This is a genomic window from Inquilinus sp., from assembly GCF_039594555.1.
GTDB lineage: Bacteria > Pseudomonadota > Alphaproteobacteria > DSM-16000 > Inquilinaceae > Inquilinus.
Window position 1 is genome coordinate 1 of the sequence record NZ_JBCNNF010000094.1, and the last position, 19,093, is coordinate 19,093.

The following is a 19,093-nucleotide window of genomic DNA, read 5'->3' on the forward strand; positions in this document are numbered from 1 at the left end:
GGCTACGGGAGTGGCTCGGGCCGATCGACACCCTGGCCGCCGACTATCCGCTGGAGCAGCAGCACTGGTTCGCCGAGAAGAACCGCGACTGCGAGGTCGACTGGAAGACCTATGGCGAGAACTACCTCGAATGCTACCACTGCCGGACCATGCATCCCGGCCTGTGCGCGTCGCTGGACATGGAGCGCTACCGCATCGACGTGCATGACGAGATGTTCCATCTGCACGCGCCGAAGCGGGATGGCGGGCTGACCCGCGGCGTCTATTTCTACCGCTTCCCGTTCCTGATGCTGAACCTCTACGACTGGGGCAGCTCGATCGCGACGCTGGAGCCGCTGGGCGCCGGCAGGCTGCGGCACATCAACTGGTACTTCTTCACCGACGTGTCGCCGGAGAAGGCGGCGGAGAACCGCCAGTCGATCGACTGGTCGGCCCAGATCGTCAGCGAGGACCTCGACATCATCACCGGCGTGCAGCGCAACCTGAACGCCGGCATCTACCAGCGCGGCCCGCTGTCGCCGAAGCACGAGCACGCCGTGCACGCCTTCCAGGACATGGTTCGCCGCGGCATGGCCGACCATCCCGCCCCCGCCCGCCGCGCCGCCGCCGAATAGAGAGAACGATGACCACGACCGCCATCCCCCAGGGCAGCAGCACCACGGCCAAGCGCTACGACGCCATCATCATCGGCGCCGGCCATAACGGCCTGGTCTGCGCCAACTATCTGGCCCGCTCCGGCCTCAAGGTGCTGGTGCTGGAGCGCCGCAAGGTGCTGGGCGGCGCCGCGGTGACGGAGGAGATCGCGCCCGGCTTCCGCGCCTCGATCTTCTCCTACCTGATGAGCCTCTTGCATCCGCGCATCATCCGCGACTTCGAGCTGGCCAAGCACGGGCTGCAGGTGCTGCCCTGCTCGGACATGGTCTCGCCGGTCGGCGGCGACGACTACATCCTGTTCTCCGACGATATGGCCAAGACCCAGGCCAGCTTCGCCAAGTTTTCCAAGAAGGACGCCGCGATCTACCCGGAGTTCGACCGCTACCTGCAGGAGGCGGCGCAGATCGTGCGCAAGCTGCTGTGGGAGACGCCGGTCGACCCGGCAAGGCGCGACTGGCGCGGCTTCCGCGACAGCGCCGCCCTGCTGTGGCGGCACCGCAAGATCGGCCGCAAGATGTACCGCGTCGCCGACATGCTGAGCATGAGCGCCTACGACTTCCTGCGCGAATGGTTCGAGGACGACCGGGTGATGGCGGTCCTGGCGTACTACGCCTCGATCGGCACCTTCGCCGGGCCGAAGACCCCTGGGTCAGCCTACGTCATCATGCACCACATCATGGGCGAGCATGAAGGCGCGGGCGGCTGGGGCTTCATCAAGGGCGGCATGGGAGCGATCACCCAAGCCCTGGCCTCCTACGGCCGGGCCATCGGCGTCGACCACGTCACCGAGGCCGAGATCGCCGAGGTGCGGCTGACCGGCGACCGCGCCACCGCCGTCACCACCAAGGCGGGCGACACCTATTCGGCGCGGATCATCGTTTCCAACGCCAGCGCCAAGACCCTCTATCTCGACATGATCGGCGAGGCGCATCTGCCGGCCGAGGTGCTGCGCGAGATCCGCGGCTATCGCAGCTTCTCCACCGCCTTCAAGATGAACATCGCCTGTGAGCGGCCGCCGCAATACCGCATCCTCGACAAGGTCAGGGCCGATGGTGCGCTCGGCAATTTCAGCTACCCGACCTACATGCACATCGCGCCCGACATCGACTATCTCGAACGGGCCTATGACGACGCCAAATACGGCTGGTACTCCCGCCGGCCGTTCCTGACCCCGGTGGTGCCGACCATCGTCGACGACAGCCTGGCGCCGCCCGGCAAGCATGTCGTCAACCTGTTCGGCGGGCACGCGCCTTACACGCTGAAGGGCGGCGACTGGGCGACGGAGAAGGACAAGTTCCGCAAGACCGTGTTCGACACGATCGAGGAATACGCCCCGGGCTTCTCCAACGACGTGATCGAGGCCCAGCTGCTGGTGGCGCCGGACATCGAGCGCATCGTGGCGCTGCCGCAGGGCCACATCTTCCACGGCGAGCTGTCGACCGACCAGCTGTTCTTCCAGCGCCCGGTCTCCGGCTATGCCGACTACCGCACGCCGTTCCGGGGGCTTTACATCTGCGGCTCGTCGATGCATCCGGGCGGCGGCGTCTCCGGCATCCCGGGCCACAACGCCGCGCGTGAGATCCTGCGCGACGTCAAGGCGAAGCGGGCGTGAGGCCGGTGTGAAGGTGCGGTCATGACCGAAGGCGAGAACAGCGAGCCGGAGCTGCGGGGGGCGGAGGGCGAGGCGCCGTCCTCCGGCGACCCGGTCGATACGATCGGGCCGCAGATCCGCGAGCTGCGGCAGCAGCGCGGCCTGACGCTGACCAAGCTGGCCGCCACCACCGGCCTGTCGGTCGGCCACCTGTCGCAGGTCGAGCGCGGGCTGTCGACGCCGACGATCCGCCAGCTGCAGCTGATCAGCAGCGCCATGGGCGTGACCATCGGCTGGTTCTTCCGCGACCCGACCCCGCGCGACGACGAGGACAGCGTGGTCGTCCGCGCCGGCCGGCGCAAGGTGCTGGACATGGGCGGGCTCGGCCTGACCGACGAGCTGCTGGTGCCGAATCTCGACGGCAAGCTGGAGCTGCTGTTCTGCACCATCCAGCCCGGCGCCGGCAGCGCCGACAGCTACACCCATGAGGGGGAGGAGGCGGCCATCGTTCTGTCCGGCGCGCTGGAGCTGTGGGTCGACGAGAAGCTGTATGTGCTGGGCGCCGGCGACAGCTTCGCCCTGGCCAGCACCCGGCCGCACCGCTACCGCAACCCCGGCCCCGGCATCACCCAGCTGATCTGGGCGATCACCCCGCCCAGCTTCTGATCGTCAGGACTCTTCGGAGCACAGTGGGGCGTGATGAAAGAACCGTCATCGCGAGGAGCGTAGCGACGTGGCGATCCAGGAATCGTGCCGCTGGATCGCCATGCCCCTTCGGGGCTCGCGATGACGGTCCTTGATCTGTTGCGCCGGGACGAAGGGGCGGCTGCGCCGTCACCCCGCCCGGCGCTGCTTCTCGCTGTGGTTGACGACATGGCCGACATCGCCGAAGGCGATGGCGTTGCCCTGTTCCGGGATGATCTGCTGCTTCTCGAAGTCCATCTCGGCGACGACGATGTCGTCCTTGTCGCCGTTCGAGTTGACAACCTCCAGCCGGTCGCCGGGCCGGCTGCGCTTCAGGATATCGAGCGGATCCATGACGGGCTCCCTTCCGGTGCTCTCCAAGGATCAACACCCTCGGAAGGTCGGCAGTTCGGTCCGGAGTCGGCCACGCTCAGCCGCGGCGCCGCGCCCGGGCCGCCCGCCACAGGCTTTCGGCCAGGATCAGCAGGCAGCCGAAGAGGATCAGCAGCGCACCGTCCAGCCCGGGCAGCCCGGCCCAGCGCACCGCCGCGGCGACGGCGGCGATCAGCACGACGGCCGCCAGCGCCAGGGCGCCGTCATCGATGAACAGGCCGATCAGTTCGGCCAGAACGGCCTTGATCGCGTTCATGGCGTCACCCTCCAGGCGGCAGTGGAAGACGGCCGCAGCAGTTTGACGGCAACGAAGGACACGGCCGCGACCAGCGCCAGGATGCCCAGCAGCGACAGGTCCGCGCCCGGCCAGTCGGCGCCCAGCCCGTCGCCGGTCCAGAACACGCCGAAGGAGGTCAGCAGTAGGCCGACCGCGAATTTCAGCGTGTTCTCCGGCACCCGCGCCAGCGGCTTGTGCACCAGCAGGCCGATCGCCAGTACCAGCAGGCATGCGGCGGCGGCGCCCAGGCTGGCATAGCCGGTCATGCCGCGCCCGGCGCCCACGGCGACGACGATGAACACGACCTCGGTGCCCTCCAGCAGCACCGCCTTGAAGGCGGCGACGCCGGCCAGCCAGTCGGCGCGGCGCTCGGCGCTGCGGCGGCGCAGCTGGTCGGTCTCCGCCTCGAAGGCCCGCGCCTCGTCGCGCAGCGCGATCAGGCCCGACGCCCGCAGGATCGCTTTCCGCAGCCAGCGCAGCCCGAACAGGATCAGCAGCGTGCCGATGACGAATTGCAGCGCCTCGATCGGGATCAGCTCCAGCAGCGGCCCCAGCAGCAGGACCAGCACGGCCAGCACCGCCAGGGCCGCGGCCGTGCCGATGAAGGCCGGCCGCCAGCTCTGCGACAGGCCGACGGCCAGGATGATGGTGAACGCCTCCACCACCTCGACGAAGGAGCCGAGGAAGGCGGCGGTCACGGTGGAGAGGATGGCGGTGGTTCCGGTCATGGCGTCCGTTTCTGCCCCCGTCTGAGCCAGAGCTTGTCGATCTCGCCGCGCAGGGCGCCCAGGGTCTCGAGGCCGGCCAAAGCGCGCTCGCGGTCGCGCGCCGCCAGGGCGACGACCAGCGCCTCGATCAGCAGCATGGTGCCGGCATGCATCGCCAGATGGTCGGCCCGGCCACGCGGCACCGGCAGGATCTCGGCGACGCGATCCCGCACGAAGGGGCCCAGGCTGTCGCTGACCAGCAGCACCGGCACCCGGTGCCGTTCGGCGACGTCCAGCGTCACCGCCACCTCGCGGTAAAGGGGCGCATAGGCGATCACCACCAGCGCGTCGCCCTCGGCCACCCGCATCAGCCGGTCGGCCAGGGCGATTCCGGTGGCGGCCAGCGCCTCGCTGGGCAGGCCGATGCGGCCGAACTGCAGCGCGGCGTATTCGGCCAGGCTGCCGGACGGGCCGATGCCGAAGACATGCCGGCACCGGGCCGCGGCCAGGATCTCGACCGCATGGGCGAAGGGCTGCTGGAACTCCGGGCCTGCCAGCGCCTCCGTCGCCTCGCGATGGATCGACAGCACATGCTGCAGCGCGCCGGCCGCGTCTCCGCCGACGGCGTCCAGGGTGCGGCGCATGCGGCTGTCCGGCGTGGTGGTGCCGGTCAGGTCGGCCAGCAGTGCCTCACGCAGCTGCTGCAGCCCCTCGAAACCAAGCGACCGCGCCGTCCGCACCACCGTCGCGTCGCTGGTGCCGGCCCTGGCCGCGATCTCCGCGGCGGAGGAGAGCAGGGCGGCCTCCTTCTGCGCCACGACGAAGCGGGCGACCCGCTGCTCCGCCGGCGACAGCCGGGCGAGCGCCGCCTCGACGCGCTGGTCCACCGGAAGGGGGGCGAGATCGGTCACGTCTGGACACGTCTATGTTGCAACTGCTACAAATAGTCATACACGAAGCAATTGCTACAGAGAAGGGCGGAGGTGCGGTCTCGCTGTCGTGGAGATCAGGCGTCGTCCCGGCGCGCGGCGTACAGGACCGATTTCAGGTGGTCGACGATGCGGTCGGCATTGCTCTGCCGGGCGATGGCCGTCTCCGATGGCTGTCCCAGGCGGTCCGGTTCGTACCAGCCGTCCGGGGCGTCGCCCGCGCCGGACCCGTCGAGCGGATCATGGGGCTGGACGATGGACAGTTTCGGCTCGGATATCGGCTTGCTGTCGCCAGACATTTCTAACCTCGGAACCGGACGGCCAGGAGAAGATCGCAGGGTGTCTCATATATAATTCGGTCAGCCGGCCTGATGAACGTGGTTGAAGAAGATAACCGATTTTTAATATTGGCCTTAATCCGGTGCCAAGTGTTTTGTCATAACTACGATGTTATTTCTTTTTGTGAGGAGTATATATCGGATATTCTGGTGAGGGAGATGTATCATTAGTGCTGTCCCAGCCGGGATGGAGCGTTGGGAGTAGCGCGTTGCGATGAGGATCCTGCTGATCGAGGACGACGCGGACACCGCCGCCTATATCGCCGAGGGGCTGGCGGCGAACGGCCATGCGGTGGAGGCGGTGGATGAGGGGCCGCGCGGCTTCCTGGCCGCCGCCAGCGGTGCCTTCGACCTGCTGGTGATCGACCGGATGGTGCCGAAGCTGGACGGGCTTTCCCTGGTCCGGCGGCTGCGCGCGGCCGAGGTCGGGACGCCGGTGCTGTTCCTGACCGCGATGGGCGAGATGGAGGACCGGGTCGCGGGGCTGGAGGCGGGCGGCGACGACTATCTGCCGAAGCCCTTCGCCCTGCCGGAACTGCTGGCCCGGGTCGAGGCGCTGGGCCGCCGCGCCCGCCAGAGCACGGCTGAGACGGTGCTGCGCTGCGGCGATGTCGAGATGGACCTGCTGCGCCGGGCGGTGACGCGCGCCGGCGATCCTGTCGAGCTGCAGCCGCGCGAGTTCCAGCTGCTGGAATACATGCTGCGCAACGCCGGCCATGTGGTGACCAGGACCATGCTGCTGGAGAATGTCTGGCACCTGCGCTTCGACCCGAACACCAATGTGGTCGAAGCGCATATGAGCCGGCTGCGCGGCAAGCTGCACCGCCCCGGGGCGGGAGAGCTGATCACCACCATCCGGGGCGCGGGCTACCGCCTTGGTCCGCCGGCCTAGGATCCTCCGCACCACCAGCTTCCGCCTGACCGCCCTGTACACCGCGGTGTTCGGGGCGTCGGTGGCCGTGATCCTGGGCATCCTGTACTGGGCCACCGAGGGCTATGCCGAGCGCCAGTTCGACAGCACGCTGGCCACCGTCGTCACCCAGCTGACGGAGGACTATCCCAAGGATCCGCCGCAGGAGATCGCCAGCGACATGGAGCAGACCCTGGCGCAGGACCCGGCCGGACCCGGCTACTACCTGTTCCAGGATCCCGGCGGCCGCCGCCTGGCCGGCAACCTGCCGGCGATGGAGCCGGTGCCCGGCCCGGTCGACCTGACCATCCCCGGCGGCGGCCGGGAGGGCAGCGAACGGCGGCTGCGCGGGGCCGGCAAGGTGCTGGTCGACGGCTCCTACATCCTGGTCGCGGCCGACCGGGCGCCGATCGACGACCTGCAGGCACTGTGGCTGCGCGGCCTGGGCTGGAGCCTGCTGGCGACGGCGGTGCTGGGCGTCGGCGGCGGGCTGGTGGTCAGCGCCGGCGTGCTGCGGCGGGTCGACGCCATCAACCGGATCTGCCTGAAGATCATGGAGGGCGACCTCAGCCAGCGCCTGCCCGGGCGCGGCACCGATGACGAGTTCGACCGGCTGGCCGGCATCGTCAACGCCATGCTGGATCGGATCGAGGCGCTGCTGGAGGGGCTGCGCCAGGTTTCGACCGACATCGCCCACGACCTGCGCACGCCGCTCGGCCGGCTGCGGCAGCAGCTGGAGGGCGCGCTGCTGCGCGCGGGCACCACCGCGGATTACGAACGGTCGACCGAGCGGGCGATCGCCGAGGCCGACCGGCTGCTGGCGATCTTCAACGCACTGCTGCGCATCGCCCAGGTCGAGGCCGGCAGCCGGCGCCGCGGCTTCGCCCCCGTGGATCTCAGCGCCCTGGTCGGCACCGTCGCCGAGGTCTTCCAGGCCACGGCCGAGGAACAGGGCCGGACGATCCGCTGCCGGATCGAGCCCGGCGTGACCATCACCGGTGATGCCGACCTGCTGTCCCAGGCGGTGGCGAACCTGATCGAGAATGCGCTGCGCCACACCCCGGCCGGGACCGGTATCGATATCGGCCTGTCGCGCCGGCCCGATGGCCGGGCCGAACTGGTGGTCGCCGACCATGGCCCGGGGATCCCGGCGGCGGAGCGCGAGCGGGTGTTCCGCCGCTTCTACCGGCTGGAGCAGAGCCGCCACACCCCGGGCAACGGCCTCGGCCTCAGCCTGGTGGCGGCGACGGCACAGCTGCATCGCGGCGAGGTCTCGCTCGCCGACAACGAACCCGGACTGCGGGTCACGGTGCTGCTGCCCTAGCGCATCTCGGCCGGCCGCGTCAGCCCGCCTCCGGCCGGAACTCGGCCTCCAGCCCGCGCAGCATCTCGACCAGACGGCGGCGGAAATGCTCGGCGAAGCGGTCGGCGGCGCGGGAGCGGGGCTGGCCCGCGGCGAAGGCCAGGCCGAACTCGTTCCACAGCCTCGGCCGGAACGGGCGGATGGCGATCGGCAAGTCGCGGAAATGGCTGGCCATCAGCGCGTTGACGATGGTCACGCCCAGCCCCTGCGCGGCGAAGGCGCAGGCCGAGCCGACCGAATGGGTCTCCACCTGCACCCGCGGCCGGAACCGCACCTGCCGGAACATCTGGTCCATCTCCGCCCGCGCCGGGCGCTGCCGGCCCAGCAGCACCAGCGGCTCGCCCTCCAGATCCTCGACCGATACCACCGCCTTCTCCGCCAGCCGGTGCCCCTGCGGCATGACGCAGACGCTGGTGGTGCGGGCGATCGCGATCGTGTCCATCCCGGCCTCGCCGGTCGGCAGCCGGACGAAGCCGAGATCGGCCTGGCGGGTCAGCACCGCGCGCTCGGTCTCGTGATAGGCGCCGGACAGGATCTCCAGCGCCACATTGCCGTGGTCGGCCAGGAACTCGCCGACGATCCGCGGCAGGATGGTCTGCGACATGCTGTGCGGCACGCCGATGCGCAGCAGGATCTGCCTGGAATTGCCGGCCCGCAGCTCCTCGGCCACATGCTGCACCCGCTGCACGCCGTCGACCGCGCTCTCGACCGAATCCAGGAGGCCGATCGCCTCCGGCGTCGGGATCAGCCGGCCCTTCTCGCGGGCGAACAGCTCCAGCCCCAGCTCGGCCTCCAGCTGGGTCAACAGGCGGCTGACCGCCGATTGCGACAGGTCCAGCCGCGCCGCCGCGGCGGTGGTGGAGCCGCTGCGCATGATCGCCTTGAAGGCCTCGAGCTGCTTGACGTTCATGCCGCCCGCGCCGATATCCGCGACACGAAGCACCCGGCCGGCCCGCGCTCGCGCATCAAACGCGCATAGCCTGATGCGGATTCCGCATGATGTTGCGGGCTGCTGTCTGCCACCCCTAGTGTCCCCCTCGCCATGCCGGACCGCCCGGCGGGCCCATCATAAGCGAACAGGGACGCAGATGCGGGAATCGCGCGCGGGGCTGGCCGGGAGCCCATGACCGTCTTCATCATCCGCCGGCTGGTGCAGAGCGGCTTCGTGCTGCTGGTCACCTCCGTCCTCGTCTTCCTCGGCGTCTACGCCATCGGCAACCCGATCGAGATCCTGGTGCCGGCCGACGCCTCGCAGGCCGAGATCGCCCAGGCGGTCCAGTCGCTCGGCCTCGACCGGCCGCTGTGGGAACAGTACCTGACCTTCCTCGGCAACGCGCTGCATGGCGATCTGGGCCGGTCCTTCGTCTTCAACCAGCCCTCGATCAGCCTGATCTTCGAACGGCTGCCGGCGACGCTGGAGCTGGCCTTCATCGCCCTGATGCTGTCGCTGGTGGTCGGCATCCCGCTCGGCGTGCTGTCGGGGCTGAAGGCCGGCAGCCGCTTCGACCGCACGGTGATGACGGGCTCGATCCTCGGCTTCAGCCTGCCGAATTTCTGGCAGGGCATGATGCTGATCATGATCTTCTCGGTCATGCTCGGCTGGCTGCCCTCGACCGGGCGCGGCGCCACCGGCGAGGTGCTGGGCCTGCACACCAGCCTCGCCACCTGGGACGGCTTCACCCATCTGATCCTGCCGGCGATCAACCTGTCGCTGTTCAACGTCTCGCTGATCATCCGCCTGACCCGCAGCGGCATGCGCGAGACCTTGCCGCTGGACTTCGTCAAATTCGCCCGGGCCAAGGGGCTGAGCGAGCGGCGTGTGATCTTCGTGCATGTGCTGAAGACGATCCTGATCCCGATCGTCACCGTGGTGGGGATGGAGTTCGGGTCGCTGATCGCCTTCGCCACGGTGACCGAGACCATCTTCGCCTGGCCCGGCGTCGGCAAGCTGATCATCGACAGCATCATGCGGCTCGACCGGCCGGTGATCGTCGCCTATCTGCTGATCGTGGTGGCCATGTTCATCGTCATCAACCTGGTGGTCGACATCCTGTACTCGGTGCTCGACCCCCGCGTCCGGCTGTCCGACGCATGAGCGACGCCGTGATCCCCCGCAAGCCGCTGCTCGGCGACGGCATCCTGGCCCAGGCGCTGCGCGGCATCCTGGACAGCAAGGCGGCGACCATGGCCGCCATCGCCTGCCTGGCACTGGTCGCGGTCGCCATCCTGGCGCCCTGGATCGCGCCGCAGGACCCCTACGACCTGGCCTCGCTCAGCATCATGGACGGGCGCCTGCCGCCGGGCAGCGAGAGCATGGATGGCTGGACCTACTGGCTGGGCACCGACGCCCAGGGCCGCGACATGCTGTCGGCGATGCTGTACGGGCTGCGCACCAGCCTCGGCGTCGGCGTGCTGTCCGGCCTGTTCGCGCTGGCCGTCGGCACCACGCTCGGCCTCGTCGCCGCCTATTTCGGCGGCAGGATCGACACGCTGGTCATGCGTGTCGTCGACCTGATGCTGGGCTTCCCCACCATCCTGGTGGCGCTGATGATGCTGGCGGTGCTGGGGCAGGGGGTCGGCAAGGTCATACTGGCCCTGGTGGTGGTGCAATGGGCCTATTTCGCCCGCGCCGTCCGCGCCGCGGCGCTGGTCGAGCGCGGCAAGGAATATGTCGAGGCGGCGCAGTGCCTGGGCCTGAGCCGCGCGCGCATCCTGTTCAGCCACCTGCTGCCGAACTGCCTGCCGCCGGTGATCGTGATCGCCACCATCCAGGTGGCGCATGCGATCGCGGCCGAGGCGACCTTGAGCTTCCTCGGCATCGGCCTGCCGATCACCGAGCCGTCACTGGGCCTCCTGATCGCCAACGGCTACCAGGTGCTGCTGGCCGGCCTGTACTGGATCAGCGTGTTCCCCGGCCTGCTGCTGCTGGCCCTGATCTTCTCGATCAACATCGTCGGCGACCGCCTGCGCGAGGCGCTGAACCCCAGGCTGCAGAAATGACCGCTCCCACGCTCAGCGTCGAGAATCTGCAGACGCATTTCTTCACCAAGGCCGGTGTCGTGCGCGCCGTCGACGGCGTGTCCTTCCGGGTCGATCGCGGCGAGGTGCTGGGCCTGGTCGGCGAATCCGGCTCCGGCAAGTCGATCACCGGCTTCTCCATCCTCGGCCTGGTCGACCCGCCGGGCCGGGTGGTCGGCGGCCGGATCGTGTTCAAGGGCGAGGATCTGGCGGCGCTGCCGGCGGAGCGGCTGCGGCAGCTGCGCGGCAACCGCATCGCCATGATCTTCCAGGACCCGATGATGACCCTGAACCCGGTCCTCAGGGTCGAGACCCAGATGGTGGAGACCATCCAGGCGCATGAGCGGGTGTCGCGGGCCGAGGCGGTGGCGCGCTGCCGCGACGCGCTGGGCCGGGTCGGCATCCCGTCGCCGGAGGAGCGGCTCAAGGCCTATCCGCACCAGTTCTCCGGCGGCATGCGCCAGCGCGTGGCCATCGCCATCGCGCTCTTGCACAAGCCCGACCTGATCATCGCCGACGAGCCGACCACGGCGCTGGACGTCACCATCCAGGCGCAGATCCTGGCCCGGGTGCAGACTTTGTGCCGCGAGACCGGCACGGCGCTGATCTGGGTCAGCCACGACCTGGCGGTGGTCGCCGCCCTGGCCGACCGGATCTGCGTCATGTATGCCGGAAAGGTGGTCGAGACCGGCACGGTCGACGAGGTGATCGACCGGCCGGCACATCCCTACACCATCGGCCTGATCGGCTCGGTCCCCGGCGACCGGCCGCGCGGCGAGGCGCTGTTCCAGATTCCGGGCATGGCGCCGTCGCCGCTGTCTCTGCCCGAAGGCTGCGCCTTCCGGCCACGTTGCGGCCATTCGACCGAAGCCTGCCTGAAGGCGCCGGAGACGACCCGGCGGGGCGACCGCGCCTTCCGCTGCTTCCATCCGCAGCTGGAGGAGCGCGCATGACGGCCCCCCTGATCGAGGCCGCCGGCCTGGGCAAGCGCTTCAGCAAGCGTCTGGACTATGCCGAGAAGGCGGCGCGCTTCCTGGGCGCGAAGGTCGAGGAGCGGACGGTGCACGCCGTCGACGCCGTCGACCTGGCCATCGCGCCGGGCGAGGTGGTCGGGCTGGTCGGCGAATCCGGCTGCGGCAAGTCCACGCTGGGCCGGATGATGGCCGGCATCCTGCCGAAGAGCGACGGCGCGATCCGCTGGCGCGGCCGCGATGTCGACGGTCTCAGCGGCGACGCGGCGCGCGACGCCCGGCTGAAGGCGCAGATGATCTTCCAGGACCCCTTCGCCTCGCTGAATCCGCGCAAGCGGGTGCGCGACATCATCGGCGAGGCGCCGCGGGTGCACGGGCTGGTGCGCCGGCGCGAGGCCGACGGCTATGTCCAGGAGGTGATGCGCCGGGTCGGGCTGGACCCGGCCTATCGCGACCGCTTCCCGCACCAGTTCTCCGGCGGCCAGCGCCAGCGCATCGGCATTGCCCGCGCCCTGGCGGTGAAGCCGGACTTCCTGGTCTGCGACGAATCCATCGCTGCGCTCGACGTCTCGATCCAGGCCCAGATCCTGAACCTGTTCCTGGAGCTGAAGCGCGAGCTGGGCCTGACCTACCTGTTCATCAGCCACGACCTCGGCGTGGTCGAGCACATCAGCGACCGGGTGGTGATCATGTATCTCGGCCGGGTGGTCGAGACCGCGGCGACCGCCGAGCTGTTCACGCGGCCGCTGCATCCCTACACCGTGGCGCTGCTGAACGAGGTGCCGCGGCTCAGCAACCGCAAGCGCAAATTCGAGACGATCAAGGGCGAGATCCCGTCGCCTTTGCACCCGCCGAGCGGCTGCCATTTCCACCCACGCTGCCCGATGGCGACCGACCGCTGCCGCACGGAGCGGCCGGCGCTGCGCCCGGTCGCGCCCGGCCACCAGGCCGCCTGCCATCTGATCTGAGGCGCCGAACGCGCCCGTGAGCGAAACAGAGGAGAGTACGATGTCGATGATGCGGATGCCGGCACGGACGATGCTTGTTTCTAGTCCCCCCTCCCCTTGCGGGAAGGGGGCAGGGGGAGGGGTCTGCGCGCGTCCGCGCGCGAATGCGAATGGAGCAGACCTCGCCATCGACGCCGGATCGCTGACACGCTCGCCGGTTCCGGCGTCGGAAACCCCCTCCCCCTACCCCCCTCCCGCGAGGGGAGGGGGGACTCGGTTTGCTCCGGTCGCCGCCTGTAGCCGTCTGCTTCACACGATGGCACTGGCTCTCGCCCTCGCCTGCACCGGCTTCGGCTTTGCCCAGGCCGCCGACCTGACCATCGGCACGGCGACCGAGCCTTCCGCCATCGACCCGCAATTCTCGCGCACCGGCAACAACCAGTCGATCTCGCAGCACATGTTCGACCGGCTGGTGCAGACCGATGAGAACCTGCAGGTGCAGCCGGCGCTGGCCCTGTCCTGGACGTCGGTCGACCCGACGACCTGGGAGGTCAAGCTGCGCCCCGGCGTCAGGTTCAGCGACGGGTCGGAGCTGACGGCCGAGGACGTGATCTTCTCGCTCAATCGCGCCAAATCGGTGCCGAACAGCCCGGCGCCCTTCACCGGCGCGGTCGGCAGCATCGCCGAGATGACCGCCGTCGACCCGCTGACCATCCGCTTCAAGACCAAGGCGCCAACGCCGCAGTTCATCGAGCAGGTCGGCCTCGTCTACATCGTCTCGAAGACGGCGTCGGAGGGGAAGACGACCAACGACTTCAACTCCGGCGCCGCCGCCATCGGCACCGGGCCCTATGTGTTCAAGCAATGGGTGCCGGGCGACCGGCTGGTGCTGGCGCCGAACCCGCATTACTGGGGCGACAAGCCGGCCTTCGACAACGTCACCATCAAGTTCATCTCGAACAACGCGGCCCGGATCGCGGCGCTTCTGTCCGGCTCCGTCGACCTGATCGACGGCGTGCCGCCGGCCGACGTGGCGACGGTGAACGACAGCGGCAAGGCCAAGGTCTACTCCACCACCTCCGGCCGGCTGATCTATCTGGCGCTGGATTCGGCGCGGGACCAGAGCCCCTTCGTCACCGGCAAGGACGGCCAGCCGTTGGCCGCCAACCCGCTGAAGGACAAGCGGGTGCGCCTCGCCATCTCCAAGCTGATCAACCGCGACCTGATCATCCAGCGCCTGCTGAACGGGTCCGGCACCCCGGCCGGGCAGATCGTGCCGGAAGGGCTGGGCGGCTACGCCGCCGATGTGAAGCCGGAGGCCTATGACGCCGCCGGCGCCAAGGCCCTGCTGGCCGAGGCGGGCTACGGCGACGGCTTCGGGCTGACGGTGCATTCCTCGAACGACCGCTTCGCCGGCGACGCCGACATCGCCCAGGCGATCGGCCAGATGCTGGCGCGCGGCGGGCTGAAGATCAACGGCGTGGTCACCCAGCCCTACAACGTCTATGCCGGCGCCGCCTCGAAGCAGGAGTACAGCGCCTTCATCTTCAGCTTCGGCAACAGCAACAGCAACTCGGCCAACGCCCTGACCAATGTGCTGGCGACCTATGACAAGGAGGCCGGCATGGGCGCCTTCAACCGCGCCCGCTACTCGAACCCGGAATTCGACGCGGTGCTGAAGCAGGCGCTGGCGGAGTTCGACGAGGCCAAGCGCAACCAGCTGCTGGAGCAGGCGGCGCGGATCGGCTTCGGCGATGTCGGCATCGTGCCGCTGTACTTCCCGACCGTGCATTGGGCGGCGCGCAACGGCATCACCTACCGCGCCAACAAGAACGAATGGACGCTCGCCACTTATGCGGAGGCCGCCAAGTGAGCTCGGGCGAGATCCAGGTGCTGCGCGACCGGATGGTGACGCTGCGCGACGGCGTGCGGCTGGCCACCGACGTATACCTGCCTGCCGGCCACCGCATCGGCGTCGATGAACCGCTGCCGACGATCCTGGAGCGCACGCCCTACGGCAAGACCGAGCTGTCGCGCTCCGAGATCGGGGTTGGGATGGACGGGCCGATGACCCGGCCGCAGGTGGCGGCGCATTTCGTCCGCGCCGGCTATGCCGTGGTCTATCAGGACTGCCGCGGCCGCCACGGCTCCGAGGGGGTGTTCACCAAATACACCTCCGAGGGGCCGGACGGTTTCGACACGGTCGCCTGGATCACCGCCCAGCCCTGGTCGAACGGCAAGGTCGGCACCATGGGCCTGTCCTATGCCGCGCACACCCAGTTCGCGCTGGCCTGCCTGAACCCCCCCGGCCTGGCCTGCATGGTGGTGGATTCGGGCGGCTTCTCGAACTCCTACCATTGTGGCATCCGCCAGGGCGGCGCCTTCGAGCTGAAGCAGGCGACCTGGGCGTTCAACCAGGCCAAGGAAAGCCCGGCGGCGCTGGCCGACCCGAAGGTGCTGGCGGCGCTGGAGGCGGAGGACATCCGCGCCTGGTTCGCCGCCATGCCCTGGCGGCCCGGCCATTCGCCGGTGCGCGCCGTGCCCGACTACGAGGCCTATCTGTTCGAGCAATGGACCCACGGGTCCTTCGGCGACTACTGGAAGCAGCTCGGCATCTATGCCGAGGGGTATTACGACCGCTTTCCGGACGTGCCGATGGTGCTGATGTCCAGCTGGTACGACGCCTATGTCCGCACCACGATGGAGAACTATGCGGCCCTCGGCAGGCGGTCGGCCCCGGTCAAGCTGATCATGGGGCCGTGGCTGCACGGCAACCGCAACACCACCTTCTCGGGCGACACCGAGTTCGGGCCGGCGGCGACGATCGACGGCAACGTTACCGAAAGCTGGCTCGACTTCCGCCGCCGCTGGTTCGACCGCTGGCTGAAGGACGTCGGCAACGGCGCGGAGGCGGAGCCGACGGCGCGGCTGTTTCTGATGGGCGGCGGCAGCGGCCGGCGCACGGCAGAGGGCCGGCTGGACCATGGCGGCCGCTGGATTGCGGCGGCGGACTGGCCGCTGCCCGGCACCGTCTTCACCGACTATCACCTGCATGCCGATGGCCGTCTTGATCCGAACGTGCCCATGGCCGAGGAGGCGTCGATCGCCTACCAGTCCGACCCGGCGAACCCGGTGCCGACCATCGGCGGCGCCCTGACCTCCGGCCAGCCGGTGTTCGAGGGCGGCGGTTTCGACCAGACCGAAGGCGATCGCTTCTTCGGCAGCCGCCGGCCCGGGCTGCCGCTGTCCTCCCGCCCCGACGTGGTGGTTTTCGAGACCGAGCCGCTGGCCGAGGACATGGCGGTGATCGGGCCGATCGAGGTCCGGCTGTTCGTCTCCTCCGACGCGCCGGACACGGATTTCACCGCCAAGCTGATCGACGTGCATCCGCCGACCACGGATGATCCGAAGGGCTTCGCGCTGAACCTGACCGACGGCATTCTGCGCTGCCGCTACCGCGACAGCTGGGAGAACCCGTCGCCGCTGGAGCCGGGGCGGGTCTATGCGATCACGATCGAGCCCTTCGCGACGGCCAATCTGTTCAAGGCCGGGCACCGCATCCGGCTCGACATCGCCTCCAGCAACTTCCCGAAATACGACGTCAACCCGAACAGCGGCGAGCCGGAGGGCATGGGCCGGCTGAAGCGGGTGGCGACCAACCGGATCCATCTCGACCGCGCGCACCCGTCCCGGATCGTGCTGCCGGTGGTGCCGGTCGGGTCGCTGACCGACCTGCCGAAGCCGGGGGAGACGTTCGCGAAGAGGTGAGGGACCACTCTCCCTCACCGTCATGGCGAGGCGCGCAGCGCCGTGGTCATCCAGCGGCACGGACCCCTGGATGGCCACACCCCTTCGGGGCTCGCCATGACGGATATGAATTGACGCATTCTGTTTTGAAGGAAATTTTCATCCAGATTTTTCTGTTGATGAAAATTGCCAACTCCATCAGCATGGCGGCATGACCGATGCCGCTTCCGCCTCCGCCCTGCTCGGCCGCCTGCGTGGCCGGCTGATCGTCTCCTGCCAGCCGGTGGTGGGCGGGCCGCTCGACCGCGACGACATCGTGGTGGCGCTGGCCGAGGCCGTCACCGGCGCCGGCGCCGCCGGGTTGCGGATCGAGGGGGTGGCGCGCGTCGCCGCGGTGTGCCGCGCCGTCTCGGTGCCGGTGATCGGCATCGTCAAGATCGACCTGCCGGATACGCCGGTGCGGATCACCCCGCGGCTTGCCGACATCGACGCGCTGGCCGAAGCCGGCGCCCCGATCATCGCCTTCGACGCCACCGGCCGCGCCCGGCCGGTGCCGGTGGCAGAGATGGTGGCCCGTATCCACCGCCACGGCCGCATCGCCATGGCCGATGTCTCGACCCGCGCCGAGGGCCGCGCCGCAGCGGCGGCCGGGGCCGACATCGTCGCCTCGACCCTGGCCGGCTACGTCGCCGGGCCGGCGCCGACCGAGCCGGACCTGGCCCTGGTCGCCGACCTGGCGGCGGACGGCTTCACCGTGATCGCCGAGGGCAATGTGCGGACGCCGGAGCATGCGGCCTCCGCTTTGGCTGCCGGCGCCTTCGCCGTCGTCGCCGGATCGGCCATCACCCGGCCGGAGCATGTGACGCGCTGGTTCCTCGACGCCCTCGGCACCGGCTGAGAGCGGTCCTTCAATCAAAACAAACAGGGGGCAAACGATGACGACCATTCTGCGCAAGACCCTGCTGGCGGGGCTGGCCCTGCCGTTCCTGTCCTCCGCCGCCCTGGCGGGCGAGGTCACGCTGCTGTTCTGGCCGGGGCCGGAGAGCGAAGCGATGCAGAAGGTGCTGGACGCCTACAATGCCGGGCCGGGCAAGGCCGACGGCGTCACCGTCAAGCAGCTGCTGTTCAGCCGCCAGGGCTATTTCGAGAAGGAGCAGGCGGATCTCGCCGCGGGATCCAGCGAGTTCGACCTGGCGCTGGTCACCACCTACACGCTCGGCCGCTACGCCCCCTATCTCGACCCGATCGACGCGCAGGTGCCGGCCGAGGCCAAGGCCGGCTTCGCGCCGGTGGCGCTGCAATCCGTCACCCTGGACGGCAAGCTGTACGGCGTGCCGACCGACATCTCGGTGCATTTCCTCTACTACCGCAAGGATTTGGTCGACCGGCTGCTGTCCGACGCCGACTGGCAGAAGCGCTATGCCGAGATCGCCAGCGAGAAGCTCGGGAAAGAAATGCATCCCAAGGCGCCGGACGACTGGACATGGGACGACTGGATCGCTGCGGCCCTGTTCTTCAGCGCCGCCGACAGCCCGGACAGCCCGACCCGCTTCGGCACCGTGCTGCAGATGAAGAACCTGATCTTCAACGTGATGCTGTGGCAGGCGACGCTGGTGTCCAACGGCGGCGATTGGCTTGCGGACGGCAAGCCGGCGATCGACGGCCCCGCTGCCCGCACCGGCCTGCAGGTCTACAAGACCCTGATCGACGCCAAGGCCACGCCGCCGGGGTCGATCAGCTACGAGTATCCCGAGGCCAATGCCGCCTTCCAGGCCGGCCAGGCGGCCACCATGCTGCAGTGGAACGCGGCCTATACCGAGCTGAACGACCCGGCCAAGTCGCCGACGGTCGCCGGCAAGATCGGCCTGGCCCCGCTGCCCGCCGGCAGCGCCGGGCACAAGAGCCATGTCCATTCCCTCGGCATCGGCCTGAACAAGGCGTCGAAGAACAAGGACGACGCCGGCAAGGTGCTGGCCTGGCTGGCAACGAAGGATGCCATGACCGTCTACGCCCAGGCCGGCGGCACCCCGCCGGTGCCGGAGATCCTGAAGGCGATGGCGGCGACCCGGCCGGAATTCCCGCTGGTCGGCGATTTCGTCGACCGCTACGGCTTCGTCGTCACCGGCGGCACCGCCGCTTATGCCGTGCCGGTCTATGAGGTGCTGGCCGAGAAGTTCTCCGCCTTCTGGGCCGGGCAGATCGACCTCGACACCGCGCTGAAACAGGCGGCCGAGGGCATGGCCGAGCGGATCAAGGGCTGACGCGGGAATGGCTTCGACCGCGGGGGCCGGGCGCCGGCCCTATGAGGGACGCTGGGACGGGCTGTGGCTGCTCGGGCCGCTGCTCCTGTTCCTGGCGGCGCTGCTCGGCTTCCCGGCCGTCGCCAACCTGGTCTACAGCCTCAGCGAGGTGCGCTTCACCGGCCTGTGGTCGCCGCGCTGGGTCGGGCTCGACAACTACCGGGCGGTGCTGGCCGACCCGGCCTTCTGGGCCGCAGTCGGCTTTTCCGCCCGCTTCGCGATCGTGGTCACCGCGGCGCAGCTGCTGCTCGGCTTCGTCCTGGT

The 19,093-nt window shown here is 69.4% G+C and carries 19 protein-coding genes and 1 pseudogene; 14 read left to right on the forward strand and 6 right to left on the reverse strand.

The window, feature by feature from the left end; translation table 11 throughout:
* The 3 genes from ABDW35_RS12545 to ABDW35_RS12555 all read left to right on the forward strand — a co-directional run.
* A partial coding sequence (locus ABDW35_RS12545; protein WP_343714206.1) for an SRPBCC family protein occupies positions 1-614 on the forward strand: 614 nt, incomplete at its 5' end.
* An 8-nt stretch (positions 615-622) separates the two neighbouring features.
* Positions 623-2,266 (forward strand): NAD(P)/FAD-dependent oxidoreductase, encoded by a 1,644-nt coding sequence (locus ABDW35_RS12550; RefSeq protein ID WP_343714207.1) that lies wholly within the window; start codon positions 623-625, stop codon positions 2,264-2,266.
* Between the two features lie 21 nt (positions 2,267-2,287).
* Positions 2,288-2,911, forward strand: a complete 624-nt coding sequence (locus tag ABDW35_RS12555) for a cupin domain-containing protein (protein WP_343714208.1) — start codon at positions 2,288-2,290, stop codon at positions 2,909-2,911.
* A gap of 168 nt (positions 2,912-3,079) precedes the next feature.
* On the opposite strand, the gene ABDW35_RS12560 is transcribed toward ABDW35_RS12555, so the two are convergent.
* The 5 genes from ABDW35_RS12560 to ABDW35_RS12580 form a co-directional block, all read right to left on the reverse strand.
* Entirely contained in the window at positions 3,080-3,283 is a 204-nt protein-coding gene (locus ABDW35_RS12560; protein ID WP_343714209.1) for a hypothetical protein, read from the reverse strand.
* A 76-nt stretch (positions 3,284-3,359) separates the two neighbouring features.
* Complete coding sequence (locus tag ABDW35_RS12565; protein ID WP_343714210.1) at positions 3,360-3,578, reverse strand: hypothetical protein; 219 nt, start codon at positions 3,576-3,578, stop codon at positions 3,360-3,362.
* Entirely contained in the window at positions 3,575-4,327 is a 753-nt protein-coding gene (locus tag ABDW35_RS12570; RefSeq protein ID WP_343714211.1) for a hypothetical protein, read from the reverse strand. Before ABDW35_RS12570 ends, ABDW35_RS12565 begins: the two co-directional genes overlap by 4 nt.
* On the reverse strand, positions 4,324-5,217 hold the full coding sequence (locus ABDW35_RS12575) for a MurR/RpiR family transcriptional regulator (RefSeq protein ID WP_343714212.1): 894 nt from the start codon (positions 5,215-5,217) through the stop codon (positions 4,324-4,326). The genes ABDW35_RS12570 and ABDW35_RS12575 overlap by 4 nt, the downstream gene beginning before the upstream one ends.
* Positions 5,218-5,312: 95 nt before the next feature.
* Positions 5,313-5,534, reverse strand: a complete 222-nt coding sequence (locus tag ABDW35_RS12580) for a hypothetical protein (protein WP_343714213.1) — start codon at positions 5,532-5,534, stop codon at positions 5,313-5,315.
* Between the two features lie 253 nt (positions 5,535-5,787).
* Between ABDW35_RS12580 and ABDW35_RS12585 the strand changes: the two genes are divergently transcribed.
* Positions 5,788-6,465 carry a response regulator transcription factor gene (locus tag ABDW35_RS12585; protein ID WP_343714214.1) on the forward strand — a complete coding sequence of 226 codons (678 nt, stop codon included), beginning with the start codon at positions 5,788-5,790 and terminating at the stop codon, positions 6,463-6,465.
* Entirely contained in the window at positions 6,449-7,807 is a 1,359-nt protein-coding gene (locus tag ABDW35_RS12590; RefSeq protein WP_343714215.1) for an ATP-binding protein, read from the forward strand. The genes ABDW35_RS12585 and ABDW35_RS12590 overlap by 17 nt, the downstream gene beginning before the upstream one ends.
* 19 nt (positions 7,808-7,826) lie before the next feature.
* Here the strand turns inward: ABDW35_RS12590 and ABDW35_RS12595 are convergent, their stop codons facing one another.
* Positions 7,827-8,789, reverse strand: a complete 963-nt coding sequence (locus ABDW35_RS12595) for a LysR family transcriptional regulator (protein ID WP_343714216.1) — start codon at positions 8,787-8,789, stop codon at positions 7,827-7,829.
* A gap of 180 nt (positions 8,790-8,969) precedes the next feature.
* Between ABDW35_RS12595 and ABDW35_RS12600 the strand changes: the two genes are divergently transcribed.
* From ABDW35_RS12600 to ABDW35_RS12640, 9 genes and pseudogenes are all read left to right on the forward strand, one after another.
* The gene (locus ABDW35_RS12600) at positions 8,970-9,941 is read left to right on the forward strand and encodes an ABC transporter permease (protein WP_343714217.1); all 972 of its coding nucleotides are present in this window, start codon (positions 8,970-8,972) and stop codon (positions 9,939-9,941) included.
* On the forward strand, positions 9,938-10,846 hold the full coding sequence (locus ABDW35_RS12605) for an ABC transporter permease (RefSeq protein WP_343714218.1): 909 nt from the start codon (positions 9,938-9,940) through the stop codon (positions 10,844-10,846). Before ABDW35_RS12600 ends, ABDW35_RS12605 begins: the two co-directional genes overlap by 4 nt.
* Positions 10,843-11,817, forward strand: a complete 975-nt coding sequence (locus ABDW35_RS12610) for an ABC transporter ATP-binding protein (protein ID WP_343714219.1) — start codon at positions 10,843-10,845, stop codon at positions 11,815-11,817. The genes ABDW35_RS12605 and ABDW35_RS12610 overlap by 4 nt, the downstream gene beginning before the upstream one ends.
* On the forward strand, positions 11,814-12,803 hold the full coding sequence (locus tag ABDW35_RS12615; RefSeq protein ID WP_343714220.1) for an oligopeptide/dipeptide ABC transporter ATP-binding protein: 990 nt from the start codon (positions 11,814-11,816) through the stop codon (positions 12,801-12,803). The genes ABDW35_RS12610 and ABDW35_RS12615 overlap by 4 nt, the downstream gene beginning before the upstream one ends.
* A 295-nt stretch (positions 12,804-13,098) precedes the next feature.
* Positions 13,099-14,655 carry an ABC transporter substrate-binding protein gene (locus ABDW35_RS12620; protein ID WP_343714221.1) on the forward strand — a complete coding sequence of 519 codons (1,557 nt, stop codon included), beginning with the start codon at positions 13,099-13,101 and terminating at the stop codon, positions 14,653-14,655.
* Positions 14,652-16,550 carry a CocE/NonD family hydrolase gene (locus tag ABDW35_RS12625; RefSeq protein ID WP_343714222.1) on the forward strand — a complete coding sequence of 633 codons (1,899 nt, stop codon included), beginning with the start codon at positions 14,652-14,654 and terminating at the stop codon, positions 16,548-16,550. The genes ABDW35_RS12620 and ABDW35_RS12625 overlap by 4 nt, the downstream gene beginning before the upstream one ends.
* Positions 16,551-16,740: 190 nt before the next feature.
* Positions 16,741-17,427 carry a putative N-acetylmannosamine-6-phosphate 2-epimerase gene (locus tag ABDW35_RS12630; RefSeq protein ID WP_343714223.1) on the forward strand — a complete coding sequence of 229 codons (687 nt, stop codon included), beginning with the start codon at positions 16,741-16,743 and terminating at the stop codon, positions 17,425-17,427.
* Between the two features lie 37 nt (positions 17,428-17,464).
* Complete coding sequence (locus ABDW35_RS12635; protein WP_343714224.1) at positions 17,465-18,790, forward strand: sugar ABC transporter substrate-binding protein; 1,326 nt, start codon at positions 17,465-17,467, stop codon at positions 18,788-18,790.
* Between the two features lie 7 nt (positions 18,791-18,797).
* A pseudogene (locus ABDW35_RS12640) lies at positions 18,798-19,093 on the forward strand (hypothetical protein); the annotation flags it as partial.

What these genes read in the sequence shown, in the direction of transcription:
- ABDW35_RS12560 (WP_343714209.1), bottom strand. Translation starts at nt 3,283, where the DNA reads ATGGATCCGCTCGATATCCTGAAGCGCAGCCGGCCCGGCGACCGGCTG.
- ABDW35_RS12615 (WP_343714220.1), top strand. Translation starts at nt 11,814, where the DNA reads ATGACGGCCCCCCTGATCGAGGCCGCCGGCCTGGGCAAGCGCTTCAGC.
- ABDW35_RS12635 (WP_343714224.1), top strand. Translation starts at nt 17,465, where the DNA reads ATGACGACCATTCTGCGCAAGACCCTGCTGGCGGGGCTGGCCCTGCCG.
- ABDW35_RS12585 (WP_343714214.1), top strand. Translation starts at nt 5,788, where the DNA reads ATGAGGATCCTGCTGATCGAGGACGACGCGGACACCGCCGCCTATATC.
- ABDW35_RS12570 (WP_343714211.1), bottom strand. Translation starts at nt 4,327, where the DNA reads ATGACCGGAACCACCGCCATCCTCTCCACCGTGACCGCCGCCTTCCTC.
- ABDW35_RS12610 (WP_343714219.1), top strand. Translation starts at nt 10,843, where the DNA reads ATGACCGCTCCCACGCTCAGCGTCGAGAATCTGCAGACGCATTTCTTC.
- ABDW35_RS12580 (WP_343714213.1), bottom strand. Translation starts at nt 5,534, where the DNA reads ATGTCTGGCGACAGCAAGCCGATATCCGAGCCGAAACTGTCCATCGTC.
- ABDW35_RS12630 (WP_343714223.1), top strand. Translation starts at nt 16,741, where the DNA reads ATGACCGATGCCGCTTCCGCCTCCGCCCTGCTCGGCCGCCTGCGTGGC.
- ABDW35_RS12565 (WP_343714210.1), bottom strand. Translation starts at nt 3,578, where the DNA reads ATGAACGCGATCAAGGCCGTTCTGGCCGAACTGATCGGCCTGTTCATC.
- ABDW35_RS12550 (WP_343714207.1), top strand. Translation starts at nt 623, where the DNA reads ATGACCACGACCGCCATCCCCCAGGGCAGCAGCACCACGGCCAAGCGC.
- ABDW35_RS12600 (WP_343714217.1), top strand. Translation starts at nt 8,970, where the DNA reads ATGACCGTCTTCATCATCCGCCGGCTGGTGCAGAGCGGCTTCGTGCTG.
- ABDW35_RS12620 (WP_343714221.1), top strand. Translation starts at nt 13,099, where the DNA reads ATGGCACTGGCTCTCGCCCTCGCCTGCACCGGCTTCGGCTTTGCCCAG.
- ABDW35_RS12605 (WP_343714218.1), top strand. Translation starts at nt 9,938, where the DNA reads ATGAGCGACGCCGTGATCCCCCGCAAGCCGCTGCTCGGCGACGGCATC.
- ABDW35_RS12555 (WP_343714208.1), top strand. Translation starts at nt 2,288, where the DNA reads ATGACCGAAGGCGAGAACAGCGAGCCGGAGCTGCGGGGGGCGGAGGGC.